General features: G+C 71.0%; 16 protein-coding genes. 11 read left to right on the top strand and 5 right to left on the bottom strand.

All coding sequences use genetic code 11. The features are described from left to right. Positions 1–68: 68 nt before the first annotated feature. On the bottom strand, positions 69–1,721 hold the full coding sequence (locus KY572_RS32375) for a hypothetical protein (protein WP_224247509.1): 1,653 nt from the start codon (positions 1,719–1,721) through the stop codon (positions 69–71). 151 nt (positions 1,722–1,872) lie between these two features. Between KY572_RS32375 and KY572_RS32370 the strand changes: the two genes are divergently transcribed. The 3 genes from KY572_RS32370 (at position 1,873) to KY572_RS32360 (ending at position 6,807) form a co-directional block, all read left to right on the top strand. Next, positions 1,873–3,078, top strand: coding sequence for a serpin family protein (locus KY572_RS32370; RefSeq protein WP_224247508.1), 1,206 nt, complete (start codon positions 1,873–1,875; stop codon positions 3,076–3,078). A gap of 41 nt (positions 3,079–3,119) precedes the next feature. Next, entirely contained in the window at positions 3,120–3,947 is an 828-nt protein-coding gene (locus KY572_RS32365) for a GNAT family N-acetyltransferase (protein ID WP_224247507.1), read from the top strand. Positions 3,948–4,080: 133 nt separating this feature from the next. Then, a complete protein-coding gene (locus tag KY572_RS32360) occupies positions 4,081–6,807 on the top strand; it encodes an ATP-binding protein (protein ID WP_224247506.1) in 2,727 nt (908 codons plus the stop codon). A 20-nt stretch (positions 6,808–6,827) separates the two neighbouring features. Here the strand turns inward: KY572_RS32360 and KY572_RS32355 are convergent, their stop codons facing one another. Next, positions 6,828–7,787: an acyl-CoA desaturase gene (locus KY572_RS32355; protein ID WP_224247505.1), complete on the bottom strand. Its 960-nt coding sequence runs from the start codon at positions 7,785–7,787 to the stop codon at positions 6,828–6,830. Positions 7,788–8,110: 323 nt separating this feature from the next. Between KY572_RS32355 and KY572_RS32350 the strand changes: the two genes are divergently transcribed. From KY572_RS32350 to KY572_RS32330, 5 genes are read left to right on the top strand one after another with little or no spacing between them, the layout of a single operon-like run. Further along, positions 8,111–9,070: a DUF2135 domain-containing protein gene (locus KY572_RS32350; protein ID WP_224247504.1), complete on the top strand. Its 960-nt coding sequence runs from the start codon at positions 8,111–8,113 to the stop codon at positions 9,068–9,070. A 17-nt stretch (positions 9,071–9,087) separates the two neighbouring features. Further along, the gene (locus KY572_RS32345) at positions 9,088–9,705 is read left to right on the top strand and encodes a DUF1175 family protein (protein ID WP_224247503.1); all 618 of its coding nucleotides are present in this window, start codon (positions 9,088–9,090) and stop codon (positions 9,703–9,705) included. Next, positions 9,702–11,327: a hypothetical protein gene (locus KY572_RS32340; protein ID WP_224247502.1), complete on the top strand. Its 1,626-nt coding sequence runs from the start codon at positions 9,702–9,704 to the stop codon at positions 11,325–11,327. Before KY572_RS32345 ends, KY572_RS32340 begins: the two co-directional genes overlap by 4 nt. Then, positions 11,324–16,033 carry an alpha-2-macroglobulin family protein gene (locus tag KY572_RS32335; RefSeq protein WP_224247501.1) on the top strand — a complete coding sequence of 1,570 codons (4,710 nt, stop codon included), beginning with the start codon at positions 11,324–11,326 and terminating at the stop codon, positions 16,031–16,033. Before KY572_RS32340 ends, KY572_RS32335 begins: the two co-directional genes overlap by 4 nt. A 3-nt stretch (positions 16,034–16,036) precedes the next feature. Continuing rightward, complete coding sequence (locus KY572_RS32330) at positions 16,037–18,286, top strand: SpoIID/LytB domain-containing protein (RefSeq protein WP_224247500.1); 2,250 nt, start codon at positions 16,037–16,039, stop codon at positions 18,284–18,286. On the opposite strand, the gene KY572_RS32325 is transcribed toward KY572_RS32330, so the two are convergent. Then, entirely contained in the window at positions 18,235–20,433 is a 2,199-nt protein-coding gene (locus KY572_RS32325) for a CHASE domain-containing protein (RefSeq protein WP_224247499.1), read from the bottom strand. The genes KY572_RS32330 and KY572_RS32325 overlap by 52 nt on opposite strands. 650 nt (positions 20,434–21,083) lie before the next feature. Between KY572_RS32325 and KY572_RS32320 the strand changes: the two genes are divergently transcribed. Further along, complete coding sequence (locus KY572_RS32320) at positions 21,084–21,677, top strand: hypothetical protein (protein WP_224247498.1); 594 nt, start codon at positions 21,084–21,086, stop codon at positions 21,675–21,677. Between the two features lie 25 nt (positions 21,678–21,702). On the opposite strand, the gene KY572_RS32315 is transcribed toward KY572_RS32320, so the two are convergent. Then, positions 21,703–22,689: a COX15/CtaA family protein gene (locus KY572_RS32315; protein ID WP_224247497.1), complete on the bottom strand. Its 987-nt coding sequence runs from the start codon at positions 22,687–22,689 to the stop codon at positions 21,703–21,705. A 231-nt stretch (positions 22,690–22,920) separates the two neighbouring features. Between KY572_RS32315 and KY572_RS32310 the strand changes: the two genes are divergently transcribed. Next, positions 22,921–23,952 (top strand): AAA family ATPase, encoded by a 1,032-nt coding sequence (locus KY572_RS32310; protein ID WP_224247496.1) that lies wholly within the window; start codon positions 22,921–22,923, stop codon positions 23,950–23,952. On the opposite strand, the gene KY572_RS32305 is transcribed toward KY572_RS32310, so the two are convergent. Then, positions 23,942–25,348 carry an NAD-dependent succinate-semialdehyde dehydrogenase gene (locus KY572_RS32305; protein WP_224247495.1) on the bottom strand — a complete coding sequence of 469 codons (1,407 nt, stop codon included), beginning with the start codon at positions 25,346–25,348 and terminating at the stop codon, positions 23,942–23,944. The two genes, KY572_RS32310 and KY572_RS32305, sit on opposite strands and share 11 nt — an antisense overlap. Positions 25,349–25,511: 163 nt before the next feature. On the opposite strand from KY572_RS32305, the gene KY572_RS32300 reads away from it, so the two are divergent. Next, a complete protein-coding gene (locus KY572_RS32300; RefSeq protein WP_224247494.1) occupies positions 25,512–26,267 on the top strand; it encodes a phosphatase PAP2 family protein in 756 nt (251 codons plus the stop codon). The last annotated feature ends 74 nt before the right edge of the window (positions 26,268–26,341 follow it).

Here is a 26,341-nt window from a genome sequence, read left to right as displayed (position 1 = left end):
GGGGAGCCGGTGCTGCTCCGGCTCCCAGCCCCAGGCCTGGCGCGGGGCTCTCTAGCGGGAGGAACGCCCTACTCGAGCACCACGTCCGGGCAGGCCTGATCGGTGCACTGCACCGTCGACGGGACGCAGGTGTCGCAGCACCGGTTGTACTTGGGCGGACAGCCGCAGTCGATGACGCAGCTGTTGACCGTGGCGGACTCCCAGCTCTGGCAGACGCCGTCGCCGCACGCGGTGTTCACGAAGTGCTCCAGCACGGCCTTGCGGTGGGGCAGGAAGGTGCTGGTGAGCGCGGGCGAGACGACGAAGCGGGTGCCGCCTTCCGGGCTCGCCTCCGGAGAGGACTCGCGCACGTGGACGAAGCCCAGGGAGTTCGGCCAGGTGATGCCGCCGCCGAGCGCGGCGCCGTTGCTGAGCTGGTGGCAGCCCGCGCACGACAGCGCCTTGGCGCGGGCGACGATGTGGTCCGGCGTCAGGCCGCTCGAGGTGGGGATCTTCGCCTGGATGTTGGTGCGCAGGGTGCTGGGGCCGGTGCCGAAGAAGTCGCTGTAGTTGGCGTCGGACGTGGGGCCCTCCTGCGAGTCGCTCTCGCCGGCGTTGAACTTGTCGGCCAGCGTCATGTTGAAGGTGTTCACGTTGTTGACGGCCAGCGCGGGGACCTGGCCCGGGAAGGCCGTGGCCTGGAACTCGGCGGCCAGGGCGTGGGTGGAGCCGGGGCTGAAGAGGCTGCCCCCCGGGTTGGTCTTCACCGTGATGGGGATGAACTGCAGGGTGCACGCCGTGCCGCACGTCTTCTTCACCTTGAACTCGCGCAGCAGCCAGTTGAACTCCATGAACTGGTTGGTGCGCACCTGGCCGGTGTTGCTGGCGCGGTTGCCGTAGTTGTCGATGTGCACCACGGGCATGAAGCCGCTCAGGCCGGTGAAGTAGAAGCTCTTCAGCGCCGCGGCGCGGGCGCTCACGTCGTTGTTGGCGGAGAGGTTGGCCCAGAAGTTGGCCACGAGCCGGCAGCCGTGGAGGCCCCGGCTCGGCGAGGGGTTGGGCAGCACCGCCTCGAAGATGATGAGGTTGCGCGCACCGTCCGTCACTCCGCCCCGCCGGGCGAAGAGGATGCGGTACTCACCGCAGTTGGCCCCGTTGGTCGGCGCCAGGTCGAAGCGGTTGAACAGGCCGATGGGCATGTAGGAATTCGGGCCGGTGGGGTTGATGAACGGATCCACCGTGGCCTGGTTGCCCTCGGCGCGCGGGCACGCGTAGGGAAAGCCGTTCATGTTCGCGATGCCTGCGTCCGTGCAGTGGGGCCCCAGCCCCAGGCCCGGCGCCGGGCGCTGGGTGTCCCACCACTGCTGGAAGAGCTGGAGCCGGGTGAGGCCCGGAATGCCCGCCTGCGCGACGAGCTGATCCATCACCTCCTGGAAGGTGAACTGGCTCAGGATGGCCTGGTCCGTGACGGCCAGCGAGCGTCGCGCATCGACGGTGACGGCCTGGGCGGAGGGGCCCTGCCGCTCGGGCAGAGGCTCGGCGCCGATGCCGCGGCGCTCGGGGTTCAGGGCCTCCTGGGCGACGGGTTCGAGGAGGGGCTCGACGGCGGGCGCGACTTCGGGCTCGGCCAGCTCGACCGCGCCACAGCCCGCGGTCATCGCCGCCACGAGGGTGGACGTACATGCGGCCAGCCACACGCTGCGCGCACGGAATCGGGTGGGTGTCTCGAACGGCTTGTTCACGCTGGGTCCTCCTGCTCAAAAGAGGAGCCATACTTTAAGTGCTGATCTGACAGTGGTGGATTTTGCTGGATTCGCTAAAACCGAGAATCCGTCATTGAGTGACAGGAGCGCAGTCGGATGGGCAACGTGGCGGAACTGCTCGGGAGCATCCATGGAACCGCTGAAGCCCGCTGACACCGTCGTGCCTGTCGAGCCCCCCGAGCCGGAGGCGCTGGCCCGGCTCGCGACGAGCAGCAACGCGTTCGCGGTCGAGCTGTGGGGCCGCATCCGCGAGACGGCGGGCAACCTGGCCGTCTCGCCCGCGAGCCTCACCCTGGCGCTGACGATGGCGTGGGGCGGAGCCCGGGGAGAGACGGCCGCCGAGATGAAGCAGGTGCTCCACTTCGAGGGCTCGGCCGAGGACGTGATGGGCTCCGCGGGGCGGCTGCTCCAGGCGTGGAACACGAGCGCCGGGCCCGCGCTCCTGCGGCTGGCCAGCCGGCTCTTTGGTGCGAAGGACTTCGCGTTCGAGCCGCCCTACCTGGAGCGGACCCGGACAGCCTTCGGCGCTCCGCTGGAGCCGGTGGACTTCCGCGCCGACATCGAGGCCACGCGCCGGCTCATCAACGACTGGGCCGCCCACAGGACGGAGGGGCGCATCCCGGAGCTGCTGCCGCCCGGGAGCCTGGTGCCCGAGGTGACGCGGCTGGTGCTCGTCAACGCCATCTACTTCAAGGCGGCCTGGGCCCAGCCCTTCTCGGAGGAGCTCACCCAGCGCGAGCCGTTCTTCGTCGCGCCGCAGGCTCCGAGGGATGTGCCCCTGATGCACCGCACGGGGGACTACCGCTTCGCCCAGGTGGACGGCGTGAAGGTGCTGGAGCTCCCCTATGAAGGAGGGGAGCTGTCGATGCTCTTCGTGCTCCCGGACGCCGTCGATGGGCTGGAGGCCATCGAGCGCAAGCTCACGAGCGCCCAGGTGGCGGACTGGATCGACGCCCTGTCGCGCGAGCGCGTCCACGTCGTGCTGCCGCGCTTCGAGGTCAACCCCGGGGGCTCGCTGGAGCTGGGCAGGGTGCTGGGCGAGATGGGCATGGCGCGCGCCTTCGATCCGGATCGGGCGGACTTCACGGGCATGGCCAACCCGAAGAACCCGGCGGAGCGCCTGCACATCAGCAAGGTGTTCCACAAGGCCTTCGTCAAGCTGGACGAGAAGGGCACCGAGGCCGCCGCCGCCACCGCCGTCGTCATGATTTCCCGGACGGCCATGCGGCCTGGAAAGCCCAAGGACTTCCGCGCCGATCATCCCTTCCTGTTCTTCCTGCGCGACATCCGCTCCGGGATGTTGCTCTTCATGGGCCGCGTCGCGGACCCGGCCTGAGATGAGACCTGTTTCATGTCCTCACCCGTCGAGGAGTCGAGATGAAGGGCCTGGATTTCGCCGAGATCGCACGCCTCGTGGAGCGCAAGCAGGGGACCTCGCTGGAGGGGCTGGCCACCGACGTGGTGCCCGTCGCGGGCGGGTGGATGGTCTTCGACACACCCGGCTCGCCGGTGAACAAGGTCTGCGGGCTGGGGTTTCACGGTGTGCCCACCGACGCCGAGCTCGACCGGATGATCACCTTCTTCACCGAGCGCGGCGCCGAGCCGAAGGTGGAGCTCTGCCCCTTCGTGCCGCGGGCCCTGATGGAGGGGCTGGGCAAGCGGGGGTTCGTGCTCCAGGAGTTCGAGAACGTCCTCATCCGCGATCTCCAGCGCACCGGTGAGATCCGCTCGTTGCTGCCGTGGGGCTGGCCGGTGGGGGTGAGCATCGAGAAGGTCGACCCGACGAACCCCACCCTCGTGGACGACTACATCCGCGTGGCCTTCAGCGGCTTCTTTCCGGAGGGCATGGAGCTGTCGGAAGGGCTCATGGACTTCGGCAGGCGCTTCGCGAAGGCCAGGGGGTACGACCTGTACGTGGCGCGCGTGAACGGCGAGGTGGTGGGGGCAGCCGGCTGCGAGTCGGGCAACGACGTCACCCTGCTGTTCGGCGCGTCCGTGAAGCCCGCGTTCCGCCGGCGAGGAATTCAGCAGGCGCTGATGGCCACGCGGCTCGAGCGTGGCCGGGAGCTGGGCAGCCGACTGGCCATGATCAACTCGGGGCCGGGCATCTCCACGGAGCGCAACGCGACACGGCTGGGGTTCGGCGTGGCGTACTCGCGCGCCGTGCTGGTGAGGCCCGGTGAGGGCCTCGTGAAGTCGTCGTAGGGCTGTCTCCCTGCTCGACTGGCATCCGGGCTGGCCCCGCCTCGCTGCCTGCCCTCCGCGCTGACGGGGGGGCGGAAGCTGAAGGGCGGGAACCTGCATGGTGTTGAGACGGTATCGCTCGATCCGGATGCCCATGCCTCGATTGCATTTCCACGCAAAGCTGCTGCTCGCCTTTGGCGCGGTCCTCGTGCCTGTGCTGGCGCTGCTGAGCGCTGACTTCTTCTCGGGCCTGCGAAGGACCCAGGAGACCATTCTCGAGGCTCAGGGCATGACGGCGCAGGCCGTCGCCGTGCAGATCACCGAGTCCTTCGAGTCCGCCATCGAGTTCGGCCGGGCCGTGGCGAATGATCCGCTGGTGCACACCCTGGACCCCACTCGGCTGGATGCGCACCTGCAGGCGCTGACCCGCAACAGCGCGCTCTATGACGCCGTCGGCGTCTATGACGCCCAGGGCCTCAACCGCGGCTGGGGCGAGCCGGAGACGCCCGCCGAGCCTCGGCTCCGCATCGGTGATCGACCCTATTTCCAGAAGGTGATGGCCACCGGCATGCCGGCCATCTCCCAGGTCCTCGAGCTGCGCCGTCCCAAGAGCACGGCCATCATCATCTCCGTGCCCATCCCCGGCCCCGAGAATCGGCCGATGGGCGTCGTCAACGTGGTGATGCAGACGGACGTGCTGGAGCAGCGCTACCTGGGGGCTCGTCTGCAGTCCGGCCAGGAGATCCTCCTCGTGGACCCCTCGGGCCGGCTGGCCTTCCACACCGGACATCCCCACCTGGCCTACGAGAAGAGCGATGCGTTCTTCTCCTTCGCGCCCCTCTACGTCGCGCTGGCCGGGACGCCGATGAAGCTGGACGAGTTCACCCACCCGCTCGGCGAGGGCTCCTTCCTGGGGGCCTTCGTCCCGACGCCCCGGCACTCGTGGGCCGTGGGGGTGATGGCTCCTCGGGACGTGGCGCTGGCACCGCTCTATTCGTGGCTCCGCGCCAAGCTGGCGGTCTTCGCCGCCATCCTCCTGCTGAGCGCCCTCATGTCGGCCATCCTCGCCCGCTTCTATGCCCGGCCCGTGCGTCGCCTCCAGAAGATGGCTCGGGCGCTGGGCCAGGGAGACATGGCGCAGCGGGTGTCCATCCGCACGGGGGATGAGCTGCAGGAGCTCGGCACCGCCTTCAACGAGATGGCGGCGCGGGTGGCGCAGCGCCAGCAGGAGGTGGACATGCTGCGCGCCCAGGCCGAGCAGCATGCCAGCCAGCTCGACGCCATCATCGCGAGCGTGCCGGATGCCATCTTCCTGGCAAGCCCGGACGGGAGGCTCGTGGACGCCAACCCGGCGGGGCGCCAGCTGCTCGGGTTCCAGGACCGCTCCGAGCTGGGCCAGCCGCTGTTCGAGTACCTCCAGCGCTACTGCCTCCGGCACGGCGATGGCCGGCTGATGACGCTGGCGGAGCTGCCCTTCCAGCGCACCCTGGACGGGGAGACCTTCACCGACGTGGAGATGCGCCTGCGCACCCTGGACGGCAAGGAGCGGCTGGTCAGCGTCAATGGCGCCGCCGTCCGGAACTCCGCGGGGCAGATCATCCTGGGCGAGACGGTCGTCCACGACATCACCGACCGCAAGCAGGTGGAGCAGGAGCGCGCCCGGCTGCTCGACCGCGAGCTGGCCATGTCCCGCATGAGCCAGGCCCTGGTGCGCGAGGTGGAGCTGGAGCGGATCGCCCATGTGGCCATCGAGCAGAGCCTCCACGCGCTGGGCGCCGATGCCGTCGGCCTGTGGCTGGCGAAACCCGAGCACTCGCAGCTCTCGTTGATCTCCTCGCACGGCCTGACGCCGCGCGTGCGCGACGCGCTTCAGATCGTCCCCTTCGACGCGCCGCTCATCACCGCGCAGGCGGCCCGGCGCGAGACGATCCAGGTCATCGAGAGCGTGCTGGGCGAGGACGTGCCCTCGCTCTGCCGGAAGATCGCGCTGGAGGAGGGGTTCCGGGGCATGGTCGCCATCCCGCTGCACTCCCGAGGGCACCTGGTGGGGGTGATGACGTGCTTCACCGACAGCCCGCGCTGCTTCGGCCAGCGGGATCTGGAGTTCCACCGGATGGTGGGCCAGCTCTTCGCCATGGCCATCGAGAAGGCGCGCCTGTTCCAGGAGGTGCGCGAGGCGCTGCGGCTGCGCGAGGAGTTCATGTCCGCGGCGGCCCACGAGCTGAGGACGCCGGTGACCACCATCCAGACGTGGGCGGAGATCCTCACCCGCATGGAGGTGAACTCCGTGCGCCAGCAGAAGGGGCTCACGGCCATCGCCCGGAACACGCGGCGGCTGGCGCAGCTGGTGGAGCACCTGTTCGCCGCGGTGTGGATGGCTCCAGGGCTGCCGAAGATAGAGCGCGGCCAGTTCGACCTGGGCGCCGTGGTGGAGGAGAAGGTGAAGAGCATCTCCCGCACCACGGAGAACCCCATCCACGTGGACAGCGTGGGCTCCGTCATGGTCGATGGGGATCGCCAGCGCATGGGCGACGTGGTGGCGCACCTGCTGGAGAACGCCATCCGGTACTCGCCGCCCGGGGGCACCATCTCGGTGGAACTCCAGAGCGATGACAGGGAGGCCGTGGTCTCGGTGAGGGATCAAGGGCCGGGCATCCCGCCCGAGCGCCAGCCTCACGTCTTCGAGCCGCTCTACGAGCCGCTCCCGCCCGGGGCCACGGGCTACACGGGCGTGGTGGGGCTGGGGCTGCACCTGAGCTGGCAGATCGTCGAGGCGCACGGCGGGCGCATCTGGCTGGAGAGCCAGCCCGGCGAGGGCACCACCTTCTGTTTCAGCATTCCGCTGGGCGAGGCCGAGTCGCTGCAGGTGGCCAACGCCTGAGCCGCTGTGCGCCCGGGTGTTCACTCATGAGGGCTCCGGGAGGGGCGCTGGCGCGCGGCGATGGCCTCGGCGGAGGGCCGGCGCACATCCCACGCGAGCCCGAGCCGCTCCAGCAGGCGGATCATCAGGCCCGAGGCATCCACCTGCCACCAGCGCAAGTCCGTGAAGGCCGAGCCGGGGAAGGTGTGGTGGTTGTTGTGCCACCCGGCGCCCAGCGTCAGCACCGCCATCACCGCGTTGTTGCGGCTGTCATCCCGCGAGGCCAGCGGCTGCGTGCCCAGGGTGTGCGTCACCGAGTTGATGGCGAAGGAGACCTGCTGCACGAGCGAGAAGCGGACGAAGCCGCCCCACACGAGCCCGCGCCACGCGCCCTCCCACGAGCCGGTGGCCAGCCCGCCCACCACGGTGGGCAGCGCGAAGCCCAGCAGCACCCACAGGCCGTAGCGCTGGTTGAGCCGCAGCAGCCACTCGTCTCGCAGCAGGTCCGGCAGGGTGCGCACGAGCCGGTGCTCCTGGCTGTCCTCCGCCGAGGCCAGCACGGCGTCCGGAGCGGCGCGGTGGCGCTCCAGGAAGCGGCCGAAGTTCGCCACGGCCGGCGTGTCCAGGTACCAGAGGAACTGGGACCAGAAGAAGCCGCGCACCCGCTGCCACCACCCGTGGCGCCCGAGCGTCGGCGAATGCAAGTCTCCCGGCACGTCCGTGTGGGCATGGTGCCAGCGGTGGATGGCGCTCCACAGCAGCGTGGAGCCCTGTCCGGCCATCGAGCCGAGAATGAGGAGCAGGGCGCGGATGGGCCGCGTCGTCTCGAAGGTGCGGTGGGCGTAGTAGCGGTGGAAGCCCAGCTCGATGCCCGTCATGGTGAGCAGGTACATGCCCACCAGCAGGCCCACATCCAGCGGGCGGATGCCCTCGCGTGAGAAGAGCCACACCCCGTAGCCCAGCCCGAGCAGCGGCAGCCCCTGCACCATGAAGAGGAGCACGGCCCGTCTCGCTCCGCTGAGATGAGGGGTGCTGGAAGCAGCGGGGAGGGCTGGCGACAGGTGGGACTCGGCCAAGACGGGCTCATCATGGACGAGCCGGCCTCCCGATGCGAAGCCCCCTGGGCCTCGTGGCCCGGGAGACGCGGCGGGCCGAGCACCGCGTGGCCTCCCAACCACGTCTGGAGGCCCCCATGCCACAAGTATGTCGTCTTTGCACCCCGGTCATGGCTGGCAGGTGGCTTGAAATGAGGAGCCTTGCTGCCGCAGTCTGTCGCCCCGTCAACGTCTCCGACGGTCTCCCACCCCGACAGGATGAGCCCCTGATGCTGCCTGTACTCCTGGCCCTCCTCCTCACCCAGACGCCGAAAGAAAACCCGCGCCAGCAGGGCGTTCCCATCGGCAAGGGCACGAAGCTGGCCAAAGTCGTCCTCACCGCGCCCACCGGTGGCTGGACGGTGGACCGGATGATGCTGGTGGAGGGGACGATCAGCGACACCACCATTGATCCGGTGGTCGTCTCCATCAACGGAGACCGGTACCTGATGCGCACCTACGGTGGGCGCTTCAGCCGCAAGTTCCCGGCCGCCAGCGGCAAGAACATCGTCACGGTGATGGCCACCAACCAGGCCGGCACGGCGCGCTCGCAGGTGACGACGTACGCGCAGATTCCGCCCGTGCCGCTCAAGGCCATCCTCACCAGCGACACCGAGGGCGTGTACACGGACCTGCACATCTACGAGCCCACCGACGCCAGCGTCACCACGGGCACGGACGGGCTGCAGCTCGACGGCGCGAAGATGGCGCACGTGTACTGGGCGAACACGTCCAGCCCCAGCGGCGGCACCTTCTTCCTCAACGAGCAGGGCGGCGACTTCGACCAGCCCGCCTACGGCCCCTACCTCTATATCCACCGGGCGCCGCCCAAGGGCGTCTACCTCATCGCCACCAACTACTGGCCCAGCGGCGACAAGGCCCACACGGTGGCCACCCTCAACGTGGCGCTCTTCGAGGGCACTCCCGGCGAGGTGCGCCGCATGGTGCGCATCCCCCTGGCCACGCCGGGCACCACGCGCGTGCTGGCGTGGATCAACATCCTCGGGGACAACCAGGCCGAGGTGTACGTGCCCACGGCGGACCCCAAGCCCACGGGCGCCGCGTGGCCCAAGAACCTGGATGACGCCGCGAAGTCCGTTGCCTCGGGCTCCGGCGACGAGGGGGGCGGCTACGAGGGTGAGGGCGAGAGCTACGAGGGTGAGGGCGAGAGCTACGAGGGTGGGGACTGACGCCTCCCAGGCCGCCGATGCTCGTCCTGTCCCTCACCCTGGCGCTCGTCGCCTCCACGCCTCCGGCCGCCGCCGCTCCGGAGATGCCCGCCGCGTCCGAGCCTCGCGAGGCCCGGGACGTGCTGCTGCGGCGCGAGCTGGGCCACGTGGCGCTGGCGCAGTTCACGAAGTTCGATCCCGCCTGGCACCCGGACCAGCGCGACTGCGCGGGGCTGGTGCGCTTCGCCTACCGCGGCGCGCACAAGCGCTTCTTCCCCGAGCGGCTCAGCCGTCCCCTCTGGCTCGATGTGCAGGGACGGCCCTCGGACTTCGCGGACGCGGAGACGCTGCTCACGCGCAGCTTCGTGCCGCTGGGCCGCGATGAGGCCACCGTCGAGACGCTGCGCACCGGAGACCTGGTGGCATTCCGCCAGGAGCAGGACTCGGGCCCCATCTTCCATCTGATGCTGGTGGTGCGCCCGGAGGACAAGGCGCACGCGCCGGCGCGCGTCGTCTACCACCCGGGTGAGAAGGGCGCCGCCGTCCGTACGGGCGTGCTGCACCGGCTCGCCACCGAGGCGCCGCTGGAGTGGCGCCCCGTGCCCCAGAACACCGCCTTCCTCGGCTTCTTCCGCTTCAAGGAGTGGATGCAATGAGCTCATCCGAAACCCCTCCGGGCCCGCCGCCCTCGGAGGCCCCGCCGCCGGCCTCGCCTCCGCCGGGCAAGGGCGCCTCCAAGGCGATCCTCGTCGCGCTCGTCACCGTGCTGGTGAGCGGCGCGGTGGTGGGCGCCTTCGTGCTCGGCCGCCGCAGCGGAGGCCCGGGTGGCTCCGGCGACTCGTCGCAGGCCTCGGGCTCGAGTGAGCCGGGCATCCCCAGCGCCGGTGCGACGGTGGAGGGCATGCCCCCGCCGCCGGCTCCGAAGCCGCTGAGCGTCTCCACCCTGGGCACCCCGGCCGTCTGGGTGGATGTGTACTCGCCCGCGAAGGTGCGCGGCGCGCTCATGGAGAACCGCTGGCTCCAGGAGCAGCTCAAGAAGCCGCTCGGCCAGGGCTTCGCCAGCTCCTGGGCCGCCTTCTTCGGCTCCACCGGCGAGGACCTGAAGGCCTCCTTCAAGGGCGCGGTGTTCGACGTGGTGGCCGGGCAGATCCTCGACGCGCCGTTCCGCGCGCTGTGGTTCGTCGGTGGCAGCGACACCAACGCCCCCGTCTTCATCGTCCCCAGCCCGAGCAGCGGCGCCGTGACGGCCTACGAGGCCATGGACAAGGTGGCCGCGCGCGGCGGCTTCACCTCGGACAAGTGCCCGGAGGGCAGCTCCGTCTCCACTCCGGAGGGCGGCTTCGAGATCGCTCGCTGGCTGGTGGCCGAGCAGTCGCTGTATGCCGGCCGCGCCGCGGATCGCCTGGTGGTGGCGCGGCAGCCGTCGATGGTGCTGCGCGGCCTGTGCGCGGAGCTGACGAAGCTGGAGGCGCCGTCGGGCGTGGACGTCGAGCTGGGCTTCAACAGCGAGGTGCTGGGGCGCGAGCTGGTGTTCCTCACGCACGCGCTGGGAGTGGGCAACGGCACCCGACTGCAGTTCGCCGCCGAGGGCAACCGGCTGGTGGCGCGCGGCATCGCCGGCCCGCTGATGGACAAGGTGCGGCTGGATGCGGCGCCGCTCTCGGATGATCTGCTCAAGCTGGTGCCGTCGGACACGCCGGTGCTGCTGGCGCTGCAGCTCAAGCTGCCCGAAGCGCTGGAGGGCGAGAAGGTCGGCGCGTACTGGAAGGGCGGGGACGTGGGCCCGGTGCGCACGCGGCAGATTGCCCTGGTGTGGACGCCGCGCGGCGACGCCGCCCTGGGCCACGAGTTCGCCATCCTCTGGGGCCGGGTGGAGGACGCGCCCGCGCTGAAGACGATGTTCAACGGCGGCAACCCGCTGGTGCAGGCCATGCTGTGCAAGCACCAGGTGCTGGCCTCGGACCCGTCGGTGCTGCAGCGGCTGCAGAAGGCCTGCGAGGGCCAGAGCCCCAACCTGCTCAACGCGGCGGGCCCGGTGGTGCAGGGCCTGCGGGCGCAGGGCTCGGTGACGCTTGGACTGAACACGGGCCACCTGCTCAGCCAGCTGCTGGCGGACGGGTACTGGTCCGAGCAGCAGCTCGGGAAGAACAACCCGGTGCCGAGCTCGGCGCCGCCGGAGATTGAAGCGGCCCGGCGCGATCTCGAGACGCTGCCGTATGTGGGCCTGCGCGGCACGGTGCAGGGCAATTCGCTGGTTCCTGGAGGGTTTGGTTCATGAGGTACTCCACGCGCTTTTCCCTGCTGGCCGCGCTGACGCTGGCTGGCGTGGCGGCGGCCAAGCCGCTCTACATCACCGTGCCCCGCGCCTACGGCACCGACGAGCCGGTGGCGGTGGACGTGGCGTTCAACAGCAAGGGCCCCGTGGAGCTGCGGGTGCTCAAGCCGGACAGCCTGGACGCCTTCATCCAGGCGCAGGGCGACTTGCGCCGGGCCTACGAGGCGCCGCCCGTGCTGAAGAACCCGGGGCGCGCGCTCAGCCGCGGCCTCAACGCGGTGAAGCTGCCCAGCACCTTCCTGCTGTACTCCATCAGCACGGAGTTCCGTGACGCCGTCTCCCCGGCGCTGCCGCCGCGCGGCCCCGAGGACACGCCGCCGTCGCTGAACACGATGGTGGAGGGCCCGGACAAGCTCATCGGCGTGCCGCCCGGCTTCACCGTGGCGCGCAGCCAGTGGCTCAACCTGGACCTGGGCGGTGGCGGAGTGGACTTCAGCGTCCCGGGCTTCAACACCTGGGGCGGTGGCGGAGGCTTCCAGGAGCGCCGGGTGATGCTGGCGCCGCTGCCGGCGGGCACCTACGTGCTGCAACTGGTGCAGGGCAAGGTGGAGGGCCAGGTGGTGCTGGTCGTCTCGGACCTCACCGTGCAGCTCAAGCAGACGGATGGGCAGGTGCTGGTGCGCGTGGCGGGGAGGGACCAGCAGCCGCGCGCCGGTGCGCAGGTGCAGGTGTTCCTGCCCACGGGCAAGGGCCCTACGGGCAAGACGGACGAGAAGGGGGAAGTGACGCTGGCGGTGTCGGAGCCGCGCCTGCTGGCCACGGCCACGGTGGGCAAGGACACGGCGCTGGTGGACACGGACTTCTACTCCTCGCTGGCGGTGGCGCCGGACGTCTTCATCTATAGCGACAGGCCCATCTACAAGCCGGGCGACCAGGTGAAGTTCCGCGGCGTGCTGCGCCAGCCGGACACCTTCCTGGCGCGCCTGTTCACCCCGAAGAAGAAGCAGGTGGTGGTGAAGCTGGAGTCGGCCGAGGGCCGCGAGGTGTCCACGCGCGTGGCGGTGGACGAGTTCGGCAGCTTCCACGGCGAGATGAACGTGCCGGAGGACCTGGGCACGGGCGTGCTGCGCATCAACGCCGCGGTGGACGAGCAGGCCCACCAGGCCGAGGCGCGCGTGCAGGACTACGTGAAGCCCACCTTCTACCTGGAGCTCAACCCCGAGCAGGAGAACGTCGTCCCGGGCCAGGCGCTGAAGGCCACGGTGAAGGCGCGGCGCTACGCGGGCGGCGCTCCCGAGGGCGCGAAGTACGAGGTGTTCCTCTACCGCTCGCTGCTGGATGCGCCCGCGTGGGTGGATGACGCGGGCAAGGGCGGGGCGGGCAGCGCGGTGACGTACGGCACGGCCTCCACCACCGAGGGCAAGCTCAGCGTGCCGGAGCGGCTCTACTCCTCCGTGGCCGAGCGCGGCGCCGAGGGTGACCCGTGGGAGAGCGCGACGGCGTTCGACGAGAACGGCGAGGCCGTCATCGAGATCAACGTGCCGGCGCTCAAGCCGGGCGAGGAGCGGCTGCCCTACCGCTACACGCTCACGGTGCGCGCGCGGGATGATCAGCAGACGTTCGCCAACGCGAGCGCCTCCTACTTCCTGTCGGAGGTGGAGGTGTTCGGCGCGGGGAGCTTCTCGGACGCGGTGGTGAAGAAGGGTGGCGAGGCGACGCTGGCCGTGCGCGCCACCACGCTGTCCGGCAAGCCCTACGGCGTCACCCAGGTCGAGGTGGAGTTCGTGCTGCGCAAGGCGGACGGCACCGAGAAGAGCCTGGACAAGCGCTCCGTCACCACGGGCGCCGACGGCATCGCCCGCGAGAAGGTGCCCACCTCCGAGGTGGGCACGGTGCTGGCGCGCCTCACGGTGAAGGACAAGAACGGCAAGGCATGGACGGGCGAGGAGTCCATGCTGGTGATTGGCGGCAACGACGAGCCGGTGGCGCGCGTGGCCAACCTCACGCTGGCCTCGCTGTCCGGCACGCTGTCGCCGGGGGACTCGGCGCGGCTGGTGGGCCTGCTGCCCGACGGCTGGGGCCCGAGCGGCAAGGACGAGGGCCCGGTGTGGGTCACCTATACCGGCGCGGGCCTGTTCGGCACGCAGCTGGTGAAGCAGAGCGGCCGCACGCTGGTGCACTCCTTCGAGGTGGAGGAGCGCTTCGGCAGCGGGGTGTACGTGTCCGTGGCGTACCCCACGTCCTCCGGCCGCTGGGAGGAGCGCACGGTGTCCTTCCGCATCGTCCCGGCCGAGCGCACCCTCACGGTGAAGCTGGAGCCCCGCCGCGCGGAGGCCACCCCGCTCACCGAGCAGGTGATCGACGTGCGGGTGACGGACAAGGACGGCGAGGGCGTGGTGTCGCAGCTCTCGGTGGGCGTGGTGGACAAGGCCGTCTACGCCATCCAGACCGAGTTCCGCCCGAAGGTGCTCGACTTCTTCTACCCGCCGGCGCGCAACAACGTGTCCAACTTCTACTCCGCCGAGTTCCAGGGCTACGGCTACGGCGAGGCGCTGGCACGGAAGATGGCGGGGCTGCCGGACCACGCGTTCGCCTCCATCAAGCCGCCCACGCGCAAGGCGAAGGACGAGGAGCGCGACACGGCCTTCTGGCAGCCGAACGTGGTGACGGACCGGGACGGGCGCGCCACGGTGCGCTTCAAGCTGCCCTCCAACCAGACGCTCTGGGTGGTGACGGCGGTGGCGGCGGACACCTCGGGCCGCTTCGGCGAGGGCACCGCGGAGTTCGCCACGCGCGGCGGCCTCAACCTGTACGCGTCGCTGCCCCAGTTCCTCCGCGCGGGGGACGAGGCGCTCGCCTCGGTGCGCCTGTCGGCGGGCATGGCCTCCAAGGGCAGCCAGGTGCTGGAGGTGAAGCTGGCCTCGGCGGGCGCGCTCCAGGCCAACCAGGCGGCGGAGAAGGTGGAGCTGGGCGAGGGCGGTGAGAAGGTGCTCCCGCTGCAGCTCAAGGCCACCACCGCGGGCGCCGCCGAGCTGGCGGTGGACGTGACGGGCGGCAAGGATCCGCTGAGGGATCGGCGCTCGGTGCCGGTGCGTCCGGCGGCCCTGGCGGAGCCGGTGAAGGTGTCCGCCTGGGGCGGCGGCGAGCTGTCGTTGCAGGCGCCCACCACGGCCACGGTGGCGGACGTGGAGCTGGTGCTCCAGCCCTCGCTGGTGGACGCGGCGCTCAGCAACGTGCGCGAGCTGCTCACCTACCCGTACGGCTGCCTGGAGCAGCTCGTCTCCACCACCGTGCCGAACGTGGCGCTCTACCAGACGCTGAAGAAGGCGGACGCGCTGGAGAAGCTGGACCCGGAGAGCCAGGCGCTGCTGGCCGAGGCGCGCAGCCGCTCCGTGCAGGGCACCGCGCGCATCCTCTCCCTGGCGGTGAAGGGCGGCGGCTTCACGTGGTTTGGCGGCTACAGCACGCCGGACGTGGCGATGACGCTCATCGCCCTGGACGGCCTGGCGTACGCCTCGGAGGCGGGCCTGGTGGACGCCAACGACACGCGGCTGACGGAGGCCGCGCGCTGGCTGGAGGCGCAGGAGAACCTGCCCTTCGAGTACGACGCGACGCGCGCCTACGTGCTCTCGCGGCTGTACGGCGCGAGCAAGGCGGACCGGGTGCGCGCCCTCATCGACCGGGCGACGCCGGGAGACCTGTACCCGCTGGCGCTCTCCGTACTGGCGGCGGAGAAGGCGGGGGTGATGAAGGAGCCGGCGCTGCAGGCCCGCGTGGACTCGCTGGTGACGGCGAGCAACGAGGGCTTCGTCAAGCTGGCGAGCCTGAACACGGCGACCGAGTCCGAGGCCTTCTTCCACTACCCGCTGCGCCGCGTGGGCCTCACCGCGCTGCTGGCGCACGCGGCCTCCTTCGGGAAGCTGGACGTGGACAAGGCGCGCCGGCGGCTGCTGGAGCTGCTCAGCCAGCCGGACCTCTCCACCTTTGATAGGAGCACGGCGCTGCTGCACTCGCTGTGGCTCATCGAGCGCGACGCGAAGGCCTTCAAGAAGCTGCCGCCGCCGGAGGTGAAGGGCGCCAAGGGCACGGTCAGCTTCGCGCCGCGCGGCATGGGCCTGGTGGCCACGCTCGAGCCGGGCACGCGCTCGGTGAGCGTGGGCGCCTTCGACGGCGTGGCCACGCTGCGCGCCAGCACCCTCACGCCGCTGTCGGACGTGCAGCCGCGGGCCGACGGCATGAGCATCTCGCGCCGCTACTTCGTGCTGCGCCCGGAGGGCAAGGTGGAGCTGGCCGCCGGGGGGCAGGTGGCCCAGGGCGAGGAGGTGTTCGTGGAGCTCACCCTGGACGCGCGCGGCGACAACAAGGCGCGCTCGGCGTACTACGTGGTGGAGGACGCGGTGCCGGCGGGCTTCGTGCCGCTCATCGAGGACAAGGAGTACCGGGGCGCGCCGCACTCGCTGAACCTGGCGCCCGAGGCCCTCAAGCGGCGCGTGCTCAGCCCGGAGCGGGCCACGTTCTTCTTCGAGGAGCCGGCCTGGTGGAGCGACAGCCCCCGCACGGTGGGCTACGTGATGCGGGCCCAGTTCGCGGGCACGTTCAACGCGCCGCCTGCCTCCATCGAGGACATGTACGTGGCCAGCATTCGTGGGCGGACGAAGTCGGACGTGCTGACGGTGAAGCCCTCGCAGAAGCCGCGGGGCGACTGGTAGCGCATGGGGTGGGCCGCTGTGACGGCCGCGCTCCTGGCGGCCACCCCGGTGTTCCTCACGCAGGGCGATGTCACGCCCGAGGTCGCCCTGCGTGCCGAGGCCGAGGCCGCCTGGAAGGAGCTCGAGGCCCGGTACGCCACCGAGGCCGGCGGGCTCCCCGCGCAACCTCCGGCGCCCATCCGCCTGCAGCGAGGCATGGGGCTGCCGCCGGAGCGCAACGCGCAGAGCCGGCCTGGGCTGGTGGAGCTGCGGCAGAACACCCCGGGAGTGCTGGATGAACGGCTCCGCCTCGCCATGCGGCACGAGCTGGCGCACCAGCTCCTGTGGTGGGCCTGTCCCGCGGCCTCGGAGGATCGGCTCTTCCACGAGGCCTTCGCGCTGGTGGTGAGCGGCGAGCTGCCGGAGTGGCGGGACGCGCCCTACCAGTCGCTCAGCGTGGCGGCCGCGGAGCTGTCCCGCTCGCCGGCGGTGGACACGCCCAGAGCCCGGCGAGCGCTGGCGCGCATCCTGGGCGAGGACCGGGGCTTTCCCCAGGCGCTCTCTCGCCGGCTGCGCCAGTGCCAGGACGGCTCCCGGTGGGCGGTGCCCGTCTCCATCGATGAGCTGGCGGATGTGACGGTGCGGGCGGCCACCCCCGCCACGGTGGTGCTGAGCCGTCACTCGGGCGAGGTGCTGTTCTCAGAGGGGGACGTCCAGCGCGCGGTGCCCTACGGCTCCACGCTGAAGCCCTTCGTGCTCGCCGGCAGCGCCCCGCCCCCGCTGCTGATGCCGCGCTCGGGAATCCAGGAATGGGCCTGCGGCCCGGGGCTGCCCAGGCAGGTGGACGGGCGCACGGCGCTGCTGCGCTCGTGCAACGGCTACTTCATGGACTGGGAGGCGAAGGGCGGCGCGGCGCCGGACTTCGGCGCCTGGGGCGCGGTGCTGACCGCGGTGGGGCTGACGGGCAAGCCGGCGGACATGGCGGACGCCATCGGCCTGCGCTCGACGCTGGCGCTCTCGCCGTGGGGTATGGCGCAGGCGTACCGGGCGCTGGCGGAGGCCCGCCCCGAGCTCATCGAGGTGATGAAGGACAACGCCGCGCGAGGGACGCTGTCGGACCTGCCCGCCTCGCCCGCGTACGAGGGCGTGGCCACCAAGACGGGCACCGTGCGCGACGCGGCGAGCCGGCCCCAGTACGGGTGGATCGTCGCGGTGGACGCGGACCTCGTCGCGGTGGCGATGCGCCCGGGGAAGATGCCTCGCAGCTTCGCGGACGAGGTGCCCAGGGTGCTGGCCCGCGTGCGTCAGCGCCCGGGTCTGGAGGCCGCGCGCGTGCAGGTGCTGGGGCTGGCCTCCTCCGCGGACGTGGAGGCGGCATGTCGGGGCGTGGGCTTCTCGATCCACGACGGCCTGCCGCGAGCCGTGCCCCAGGGCTTCTCCCGCATGCGGGACATGGTGGCGCGCGGCCCCGCGCTCTGCCTGGGCAGCCCATGGCGGGTGCGCGTGCCGGGGATTCCGGCGGAGGGGCGGGACTACGCGGGGCTCTTCACCTGGTCCGCGCCGCCGCCGTACCGGCCCCCCCTGGGCGTGCCCACCACGGAGCGGGAGCGCAACGCCCGGCGGGGCTCGGACTTCATCTTCCGCACCACGCGGCTGCAGTACACGGCGGGCGTGGTGGCCTCGGAGGACGCGTCGCTCAAGGGTGAGGCGCGGGTGGCGCTGGCGCGCGTGGTGGCGCACAACGAGCAGCACGCCGCGAGCCGGCACGCAGGCCGCCCCATCTGCGACACGACGCACTGCCAGGCCTTCCTCGGCACGGTGCGGGTGCGGCCAGAGGAGGAGCAGGCGCTGGGGCTGCCGCCGCTGCGCTGGAAGCAGTGGCTGCTCTTCTCGCAGGGCGGGCAGGAGCCCTGGCGCGAGTCACGCCCCCGTGGGCGGGTGGAGGCGCTGCTGGGGCCTGGGCTCGCGGCGCTGCGCTTCGACGCGGGGCGCGTCTTCTTCGTCCGGGCGCAGCAGGAGGCGGGCGCCACCTACGACACCACCGAGTCCCTGCCGTGCGAGCTGCTGCGCTCGGGGCTGAAGCTGCCGGCGTGCCCGCGCACGGCCTCCTTCGACGGGCCGGACATCCTCTTCGAGGGCCGGGGCCGGGGCCATGGCGAGGGGCTGGACGTGGAGGACGCGAAGGCCAGTGGCCTGCGCAGCGACGACATCCTCGAGCGTGCCTATGGCGCTGGCGGCTCCCGAGGCAACTCCACCGTGAAGCAGGCGCCCTGACCGGGCTCGCTCTTCACGCGGATGGTGCCTCCCAGGGCCTCCAGGATGGTCCGGGTGATGTAGAGCCCCAGCCCCAGGCCGCCGTAGTTCCGCTCGGACACGGCGCGCTCGAAGCGCTCGAAGATGCGGGCCTGGTTCTCGAGCGCGATGCCGATGCCCCGGTCCTGGACGGTGAGGATGAGCCGCTCGGAGCCCGCCTCCAGCCGGACGTGGATGGGCTGGCCGGCCCCGTACTTGATGGCGTTGGTGAGCAGGTTCTCCACCACCTGCTCGAACCGCAGCCGGTCCGTGCTCCCCGGTAGCGTCTCCGGCGCCTCCACGGTGAGCCGGGACTCCGCCCGGGTGGCCTCGGGCTCCAGCCGCGAGGCCACTTCGCGCACCACGGCGGCGAAGTCCACGGGCTCCCAGTGGAGCTTCATCTTTCCGGAGCTGATGCGCGACACGTCCAGCAGGTCGCCGATCAGCTCCGACAGTCGCTTGACCTGCCGGCGTCCCGTCTCCACGTGCGCCCGCACCTTCAGCACGAACGGCGAGTCGGGCTGGGCCGCGGCGTCGCGCGCGAGCGTCTGGAGCTTGAGGCTCAGGGACGTCAGCGGCGTCTTCAGCTCGTGGCTGGCCACGGAGAGGAACTCGTCACGCAGCCGCACGGCGCTGCGCGCGGCCTCCTCCGCCTGCTTGCGCTCGGTGATGTCAGGCGCGAGCACCACGAACCCGCGCACCCGGCCCTCGGCATCCCGATCCGGGATGTAGCTGGACGCGGTGTACACCGTGCCGCCGTTCTTCAGCGCCAGCGAGCCCTCGTAGCGGACGAGCTCTCCCTTCAGGGCCCGCTGGATGGGGTCCCGGAAGCGCGCGTAGGCCTGCTCTCCGATGAGCGCTCGCACGGACCTGCCGACGACCTCCGCGGGCTTCTGGCCGAACCATGTCTCATAGGCCTGGTTGGCGAAGAGGTAGCGCTCCTCCGCATCGACGTAGGCGACGAGCGCCGGCAGCGCATCCGTGATGGTCTGCAGCTGCTCCGCGCTGCGCCGGGCCTCCTCGCGGCTCGCCTCCGCCTCGCGGCGCGCCTGTACCTGCCGCGCCAGCAGCCGGGCCCGCTCCTCCTCGTTGGCCTCGGCGCGCTGCCGGGCGGTGACCTGCGTCCACGCCACGGAGAACACCATCAGGCTGAGCAGCAGGCACAGCACCCCGACGGCGGGCACCCACTGCGTCAGCATGGAGCGCTCGAGCGAGGGCCGCGAGGTGAAGACGAGGGTCCACACACGCCCGGCGCGTTCCATGTGCCAGGTATGGGTGAAGCGCGGGGACGCGCGCTGCCCCTCCGTGTCGTCGTCGGCCGAGTCATAGAGCAGCTGCTCGGCTCGCGCCTCCGGGCCGTCGTAGACGCGGAAGAAGACGCGCGGCTGATGATCGGGCGGGAACATCGCGTCGAACAGGTCCTTCACCCGGAAGGGGCTGTAGACGAACCCCACCAGCTTCTCCATGCGCTCCGCCTCGGAGGAGGGCACCGGGCCGCTGCTGTACACCGGCACGTACAGCAGGAAGCCCGCCTGCTGCCGCACGTCGATCTCCTGCTTGAGGATGACCTTGCCCGACAGCGCCGGCTCGCCGGTGCGCCAGGCCCGCTCCATGGCCTCGCGGCGGATGGGCTCGGTGAACATGTCGTAGCCCAGCGCCGCCTCGTTCCGCTCGTCCAGCGGCTCCAGGTAGATGATGGCGTGGTACTCCTCGCGGGCCTGCTCGGGCCAGAGGTGGAAGTCCGCCAGCCCCTCGGCCCTCAGCCGGGAGACCCAGGCCTCCTTCTCGCGCGCCAGGATGCGCTGGCTGAAGCCCAGGCCCTGGACGCCCGGATCATGCCGCTTCACGTCCAGCCGCTGGACGTAGATGCGGAACTCCTGCGGGTTGACCGACTCGCTGGCGGAGAAGAAGCCCGCCGCCCCGCGCAGCAGGGTGATGTCCGCATCCAGCTGGGCGGCGATCCGGTCCTGGGTCATCTGCACCTGACCCTCGAAGCGGGTGGCGTCCCGGCTCCGAGCGGTCACCAGGAAGAACGCCGTGCAGGCGGCCGCCAGCAGGAGCGCGACGACCAGCACCGCGAGGGCGGTCAACGGGATGCGCTTGGTGGGAGGGAGAGAGGCCGCGTTCACGAGATGGGGGGAGAGCCAGATACCATTGAACCCCCGAGCCGCGCCGTCTCTGTCACGCCGTGCGGTGGCTTCGAGACACATCCGTCAGGAGGCCTCGCCGCAAAAAACCGCAGCGGGCCCCCTCTGCATCATCCCCCGAGGATGCAGAAGGGCATGCCCGCTGCGCACTACCCACCCCACTCGGGTGCGGACTGCTGTGATGGCCTACCGCCCATCACTCGCCCCCGGGTGTCCGCGTGCGGGTGGCTCTGAATCAACCCCCATGTCTGGGATTGGCTCATCTATTTCAGATACTAATGTACGACGTAAGGATGCGGCAACTTCAAACACCCTGTAACGGCGGGTTTGGCGGGCGCCTTCTACCAGGAACGCCGAGGAACGGAAGATTCCACCACCACCGTTGCCCGCTATTCACATTTTCCGACCTGTTCGCATTTATGAGAAATCTTTGAACGGGAAGGCCCCGGATGTGCCCTTGGGTGAGACACGCCAGGGGCGCGAGCTGGGACATTCGGGGCTTTACCCGGCAGGTGGTGTGGGGAAGTGAGCAGCCGTGCCATCATCGCGCCGCTCGGCCCGCGGGCTTCGACGTCGAGGAGACCGGGGCACGAGGAAGGGTGAGCCTGGCTGCCGAGGGGATAAGCCGCGCCATGATTCCGTTCCACGAGTTCAAGGGCATCGAGGTGTCTGGACGCAACGTGCTGGGGCTGGTGCAGGCGTTCGGCCAGTTCAAGTCCATCGCCAGCCAGATCCTGCTGGCGGAGGGCATTGGCCAGAAGGGCCCGGACGGGATGGTCGTCGTGGAGCCAGAGTCCTGGTACCCGTTCGACGCGTTCCTGCGCGCCTTCGCGCGCGCCAGTCAGCACATGGGGGACTCGGTGCTGCACCAGATCGGCGTGTCGGTGATGAAGAACGTCGAGTGGCTGCCGAGCGTGAAGGACATCAAGACGATGATGGAGGGCATGGACGCGGGCTACCACCTGCACCACCGCAAGAACGGCCGGCCGATGTTCGACTCGACGACGGGCCGCATCAAGGAGGGCATCGGGCACTACCGGTGGAAGACGCGGCCGGACGGCGCGGTGGAGGTGGAGAGCGACAACCCGTACCCGTGCGCCTTCGACAAGGGGATGCTGTTCGGCGGGCTGAGGCGGCTGCACGCGGTGGGCTCCATCATCCACGACGACAGCCACCCGTGCCGCAAGAAGGGCCACTCGTCCTGCGTCTACGTCGTCAAGGCGTGAGCCGCGCGCGGTGGGCGTGGCGCTGTCACCCCGCGCCCGAGCCCGAGGCGGAAGGGGCCTGCGCCGGACTGGGGCGAAGCTCGGCCCTGGGGGCGTCCTCCGCGAGCCCCGCCGCGCTGAGCCGCACCAGGGAGATCCACACCAGGTCCGCCAGCAGCAGGTGGACGAGCTGCATCCACACCGGCGCCAGCAGCACCAGGTTGATGAGCCCGGCGGCGAGCTGCACCGCGTAGAGCACGCCGAGCACCGTCGCCCCGCGCTTCACCTCCGGCGTGGGCCGCAGCCGGGAGAGCAGGGAGCCCAGCACCACCACCAGCGCGCCCAGGCCCACCGCGAGCACCGGGTGCAGCACGCGCAGGCGCAGCAGCACATGGGCCGTCTCGGACATGTCCTGCTGGAAGCCCTCCGCCAGGCTCCTGGCGGGGAAGAGGGTGTCGCCGAGCGCCGCGATGGCGCCCGTCACGCCCAGCAGCATCAGCGCCGCCAGCCCGGTGGCCACCAGCGCTCCGGCCATCCCCTGGCCTCGCAGCACCAGCCGCGCGCGCCCGCCGGCGAACCACGCCGTCAGCGCCTGGGCGCCGATGAGCAGGAAGGTGTTGATGAGGTGCACCGCCATCCAGAACGCCCGCGCGATGGACGGGTTGTCCGCCACGTACTGGAGCAGCACCAGCCCCGCGCCCACCGCGCCCTCGGTCAGCATGAAGACGAGCTGGAGCACCGCCGCGCGCCGCACCGGGTGGCCCTTGGCGTGCGCGCGCAGGCCCCACACGCACAGCGCCACGGCCAGCAGCGTGGCCAGGCCGCTCGTCACCCGGTGCGTGTACTCGATGAGGGTGGCGACGGTGGGCTCGCGCGGGAGGATGACGCCGTTGCACTGCGGCCAGTGGTCTCCGCACCCGGCGCCGGAGCCCGTGGCACGCACGAAGGCGCCCCACAGCACCACCGCCAGCGTGTAGACGAGCACGGCGTAGCTGAAGACCTGGAAGCGACGGGAAGAGGCTGGGTAGGTCATTCGGGCGGCGACCCCGGCGAGCAGAGGGCTCCTCCCTAACGCACTTCGGCTCCGAGCGCCTCCCCCCGTCCGGGCCTGCTCCCTCTCTGCCATCAGCTGGCATGCTCGCTGCCAGCAATCACCATGGAAGTTCGAGGGCTTGCGCGAGCCGTACCCGTCTGGAGGCCCTGCCGGTGGGGAGGCGAGGAACCTTCTTCCCCGAGCGCCAGGAGAAGTGGTTAGCCTCACTGCGTGCCCCCTGATTCTTCCAAGCCGCCCCTCTCTCCGGCTTCCTCGCAGGAGGAGCGCCTGCGCCGCCTCGAGGAGGCGCTGGCCGAGGGACAGGAGCGTCACGCGCAGGAGATGGAGGCCTGGGTGCGGCAGATGGGCCGCCTGCCTACTCGCAAGGAGCGCCGCGAGTGGGAGAAGCGCTGGCTCAAGCAGGCGAAGCGCGAGGCGCGGCGCGCGAAGAAGGAGGCGGAGCGTGCCGAGCACCGGGCGCGTGAGGAGGCCTCTCGCAACCCGGTGATGGGGGTGTTCCTCGCGATCGCCGCGCTGGTGACGCTGGGGCTCGCCCTGGCCTACCCGCGCATGTGGTGGCTCATCTTCATCGCCGTCTTCGTGTTCGGAATGCAGGCGGCCCGCCATCTGAAGGGGGCTCGCGGAGCCCCGGCGCCCCAGCCGCTCCCGGAGCGCAAGGCGGAGCTGCTCCCGGAGCCCCCTCGCGCGGCTGTCGTGACGGAGCCGCGGATCGCCCGGGTGGATGCGCTGTGCGAGAAGCTGCGGGTGGAGCTGAAGGCGGGCCCAGGCGTGCTGCGCGAGGTGGTCCGCTCGCCCGAGCAGACGGTGGAGGCCCTGCGCAAGAGCTGCCACGAGCTGGTGCGGCGGGAGCAGGAGCTGCGCGCCCTCTCCTCGCCCGAGGAGGAGCAGCGGCTGGCCAGCGAGCACGCCGCGCTCACGGCCCGGGTGGAGTCCGAGCGAGACGCGGTGGTGAAGGAGCGCCTGGCCTCGGCGGTCAAGGCGCTCGAGGAGCAGCAGCGCCAGCGCGCGGAGCTGTCCACGGCCGCCTCGCGCCTGGAGGCGGAGTACATGCGGCTCTACTACACGCTGGAGAACCTCTACACGCAGCTCCTGCGGGTGCGCACGGCGGATGCCGCCTCGGAGGACGTGGCGGGCGCGGGCCTGCGCCAGAGCGTGGAGCAGCTCGGCGCGGAGATGGACGCGGTGACGGAGGCGCTGGAGGAGGTCCACCGCGCCCCCGGCTCGCGGGTGCCTACTCGTTAGCCGAGGCCTGGGTGGGCGGAGCGCCGGTGCCGGCGGTGATGCGCACCGTCTTGGCGTTGAGGAACTCGCGCAGGCCGTGCAGCGCCAGCTCGCGCCCGTGTCCGGAGGCCTTCACGCCGCCGAACGGCAGCCGCGGATCCGAGGCCACCATCGCGTTGACGAACACCATCCCCGTCTCGATGCCGTCGATGAAGCGGCGGATCTCCGCCTCGTCGTGCGTCCACACGCTCGCGCCCAGGCCGAAGGGCGTGTCGTTGGCGAGCGCGATGGCGTGGTCCACGTCCCGGGCCCGGTAGAGCACGGCCACCGGGCCGAACATCTCCTCGGTGGCGGCGGGAGAGCCCGGCGCGGGATCCGACAGCACCGTGGGCGGGTAGTAGAGGCCGGCGCCCGTGGGCAGCTTGCCGCCCACCAGCAGCCTGGTGCCCGCCGCGACGCTCTTCTCCACCTGCGCGTGCAGTCCCTGGCGGATGCCCTCGGTGGCCAGCGGGCCCACCTCCGTCCTGGCGTCCATCGGGTCGCCCACCACCGCCCTGCGCATGCGCTCCACGAAGCGGCGCTCGAACTCGGGGTAGATGGACTCGTGGACGATGAAGCGCTTGGCGGCGATGCAGGACTGGCCGTTGTTGATGAGCCGGGCCTTCACCGCCGTCTCCACCGCCAGCTCCAGCTTCGCGCTGGGCATGACGATGAACGGATCGCTGCCGCCCAGCTCCAGCACCACCTTCTTCAGGGCCCGGCCGGCCTGGCTGCCCACCGCGCGCCCGGCGCCCTCGCTGCCGGTGAGGGTGACGGCCTTCACGCGCCCATCGTCGATGACGCGCGGGATGTCCGCCGTTTCGATGAGCAGCGTCTGGAAGGCGCCCTTGGGGAAGCCGGCGCGCAGGAACAGTTCCTCCAGCGCCAGGGCGCACTGCGGCACGTTGTGCGCGTGCTTGAGCAGCCCCACGTTGCCGCCCATCAGCGCCGGAGCGGCGAAGCGGATGACCTGCCAGAAGGGGAAGTTCCACGGCATGATGGCCAGCACCGGCCCCAGCGGCTGGTAGCGCACGTAGCTGCGGTCCCCGCCGGTGTCGATGGGCTCGTCGCGCAGGTACGCCTCGCCATGCTCGACGTAGTAGCGGCAGGCCGTGGCGCACTTCTGGGACTCGGCCTTGGCGGCCTCGAAGGGCTTGCCCATCTCCTGCGTCATGATGCGGCCGAAGTGGTCGGCCTCGGAGTCCAGCAGCTCGCCGGCGCGGGCCAGCCAGCGCTTCCGGTCGGCCAGCGAGGTGTGGCGGTAGGTGCGGAAGGTCTCCTCGGCGAGCCGCAGCCGCGCCTCGAGCTCCTCCGGGGTGTGAGCTGTGAAGGTGCGGAGCGTCTTGCCCGTCGTCGGATCGATGGTCGCGATGGCCACGTGTGTCCCTCCCAGGGCGCAGTGATAGCAGCCTGGGCGGAGAGAACAACGGGACAGAATGGGGGCCCGTTCAAGGGAGTACGCAGGTCCGGTTCTGTGCACTTCCAGGCGACGGGGTGAGGTTGGAGCCCCACGAGCGTCGTGAGTGCATAGGGTAGAGCGGATGCGGCATCTCTTCCGCGAGTGGCGTTCCAAGGTGAGCAGTGGGGATGGCGTCCGGCTGCTCGGGCTGCTGCTGGCGCTCGTGGCCTGCGCCCTGGGCTTCGTGCTCCTGGCCGACGAGATCGTGGAGAAGGAGACGCAGGGCTTCGACGAGGCCGTGGTGCGCGCGCTGCGCAAGGCCGAGGACCCCGCTACGCCCATTGGCCCCGTGTGGCTGCGGGTCGCGGCGCGGGACGTGACGGCGCTGGGGGGCGGAACGGTCCTGACGCTCGTCACGCTGGCGGTGTGTGGCTTCCTGGTCCTGGTGCGGCGCTTCCGCTCGCTGCTGCTGGTGGTGGGGGCCACGGTGAGCGGGGCGTTGCTGAACTCCGTCCTCAAGGGCTTCTTCGCCCGGCCCCGTCCCACGGTGGTGCCGCACCTGGTTGAGGCGGATGCGCCGAGCTTCCCCAGCGGGCACGCGATGCTCTCGGCCATCGTGTACCTGACGCTGGGCGCGCTGCTGACGCAGCTCACGGATCGCCAGTGGCTCAAGGTGTACGTGCTGGGGGTGTCGCTGGCGCTGACCTTCCTGGTGGGGCTGACGCGGGTGTTCCTGGGGGTGCACTACCTCACGGACGTGCTGGGGGGGTGGATGGCGGGGCTGGCCTGGGCGCTCCTGTCCACGCTCGTGGCGCGAGCGGCGAAGCGACGCAGCCATGGGCTCCGGGAGGAGGTCCGCACCGGACCGGATGTGCCCGAGGCGGCGAGCGAGCAGTAGGGGCAGGAGCCCCTCGGAGCGGGAAGGCGACGTGTTGGGTAGATTCCGCGAGGGGAGGGATGGCATGCTCCGCT

This window comes from Hyalangium gracile (genome assembly GCF_020103725.1).
Lineage (GTDB): Bacteria > Myxococcota > Myxococcia > Myxococcales > Myxococcaceae > Hyalangium > Hyalangium gracile.
This window is presented reverse-complemented; position numbering and strand designations above follow the sequence as displayed.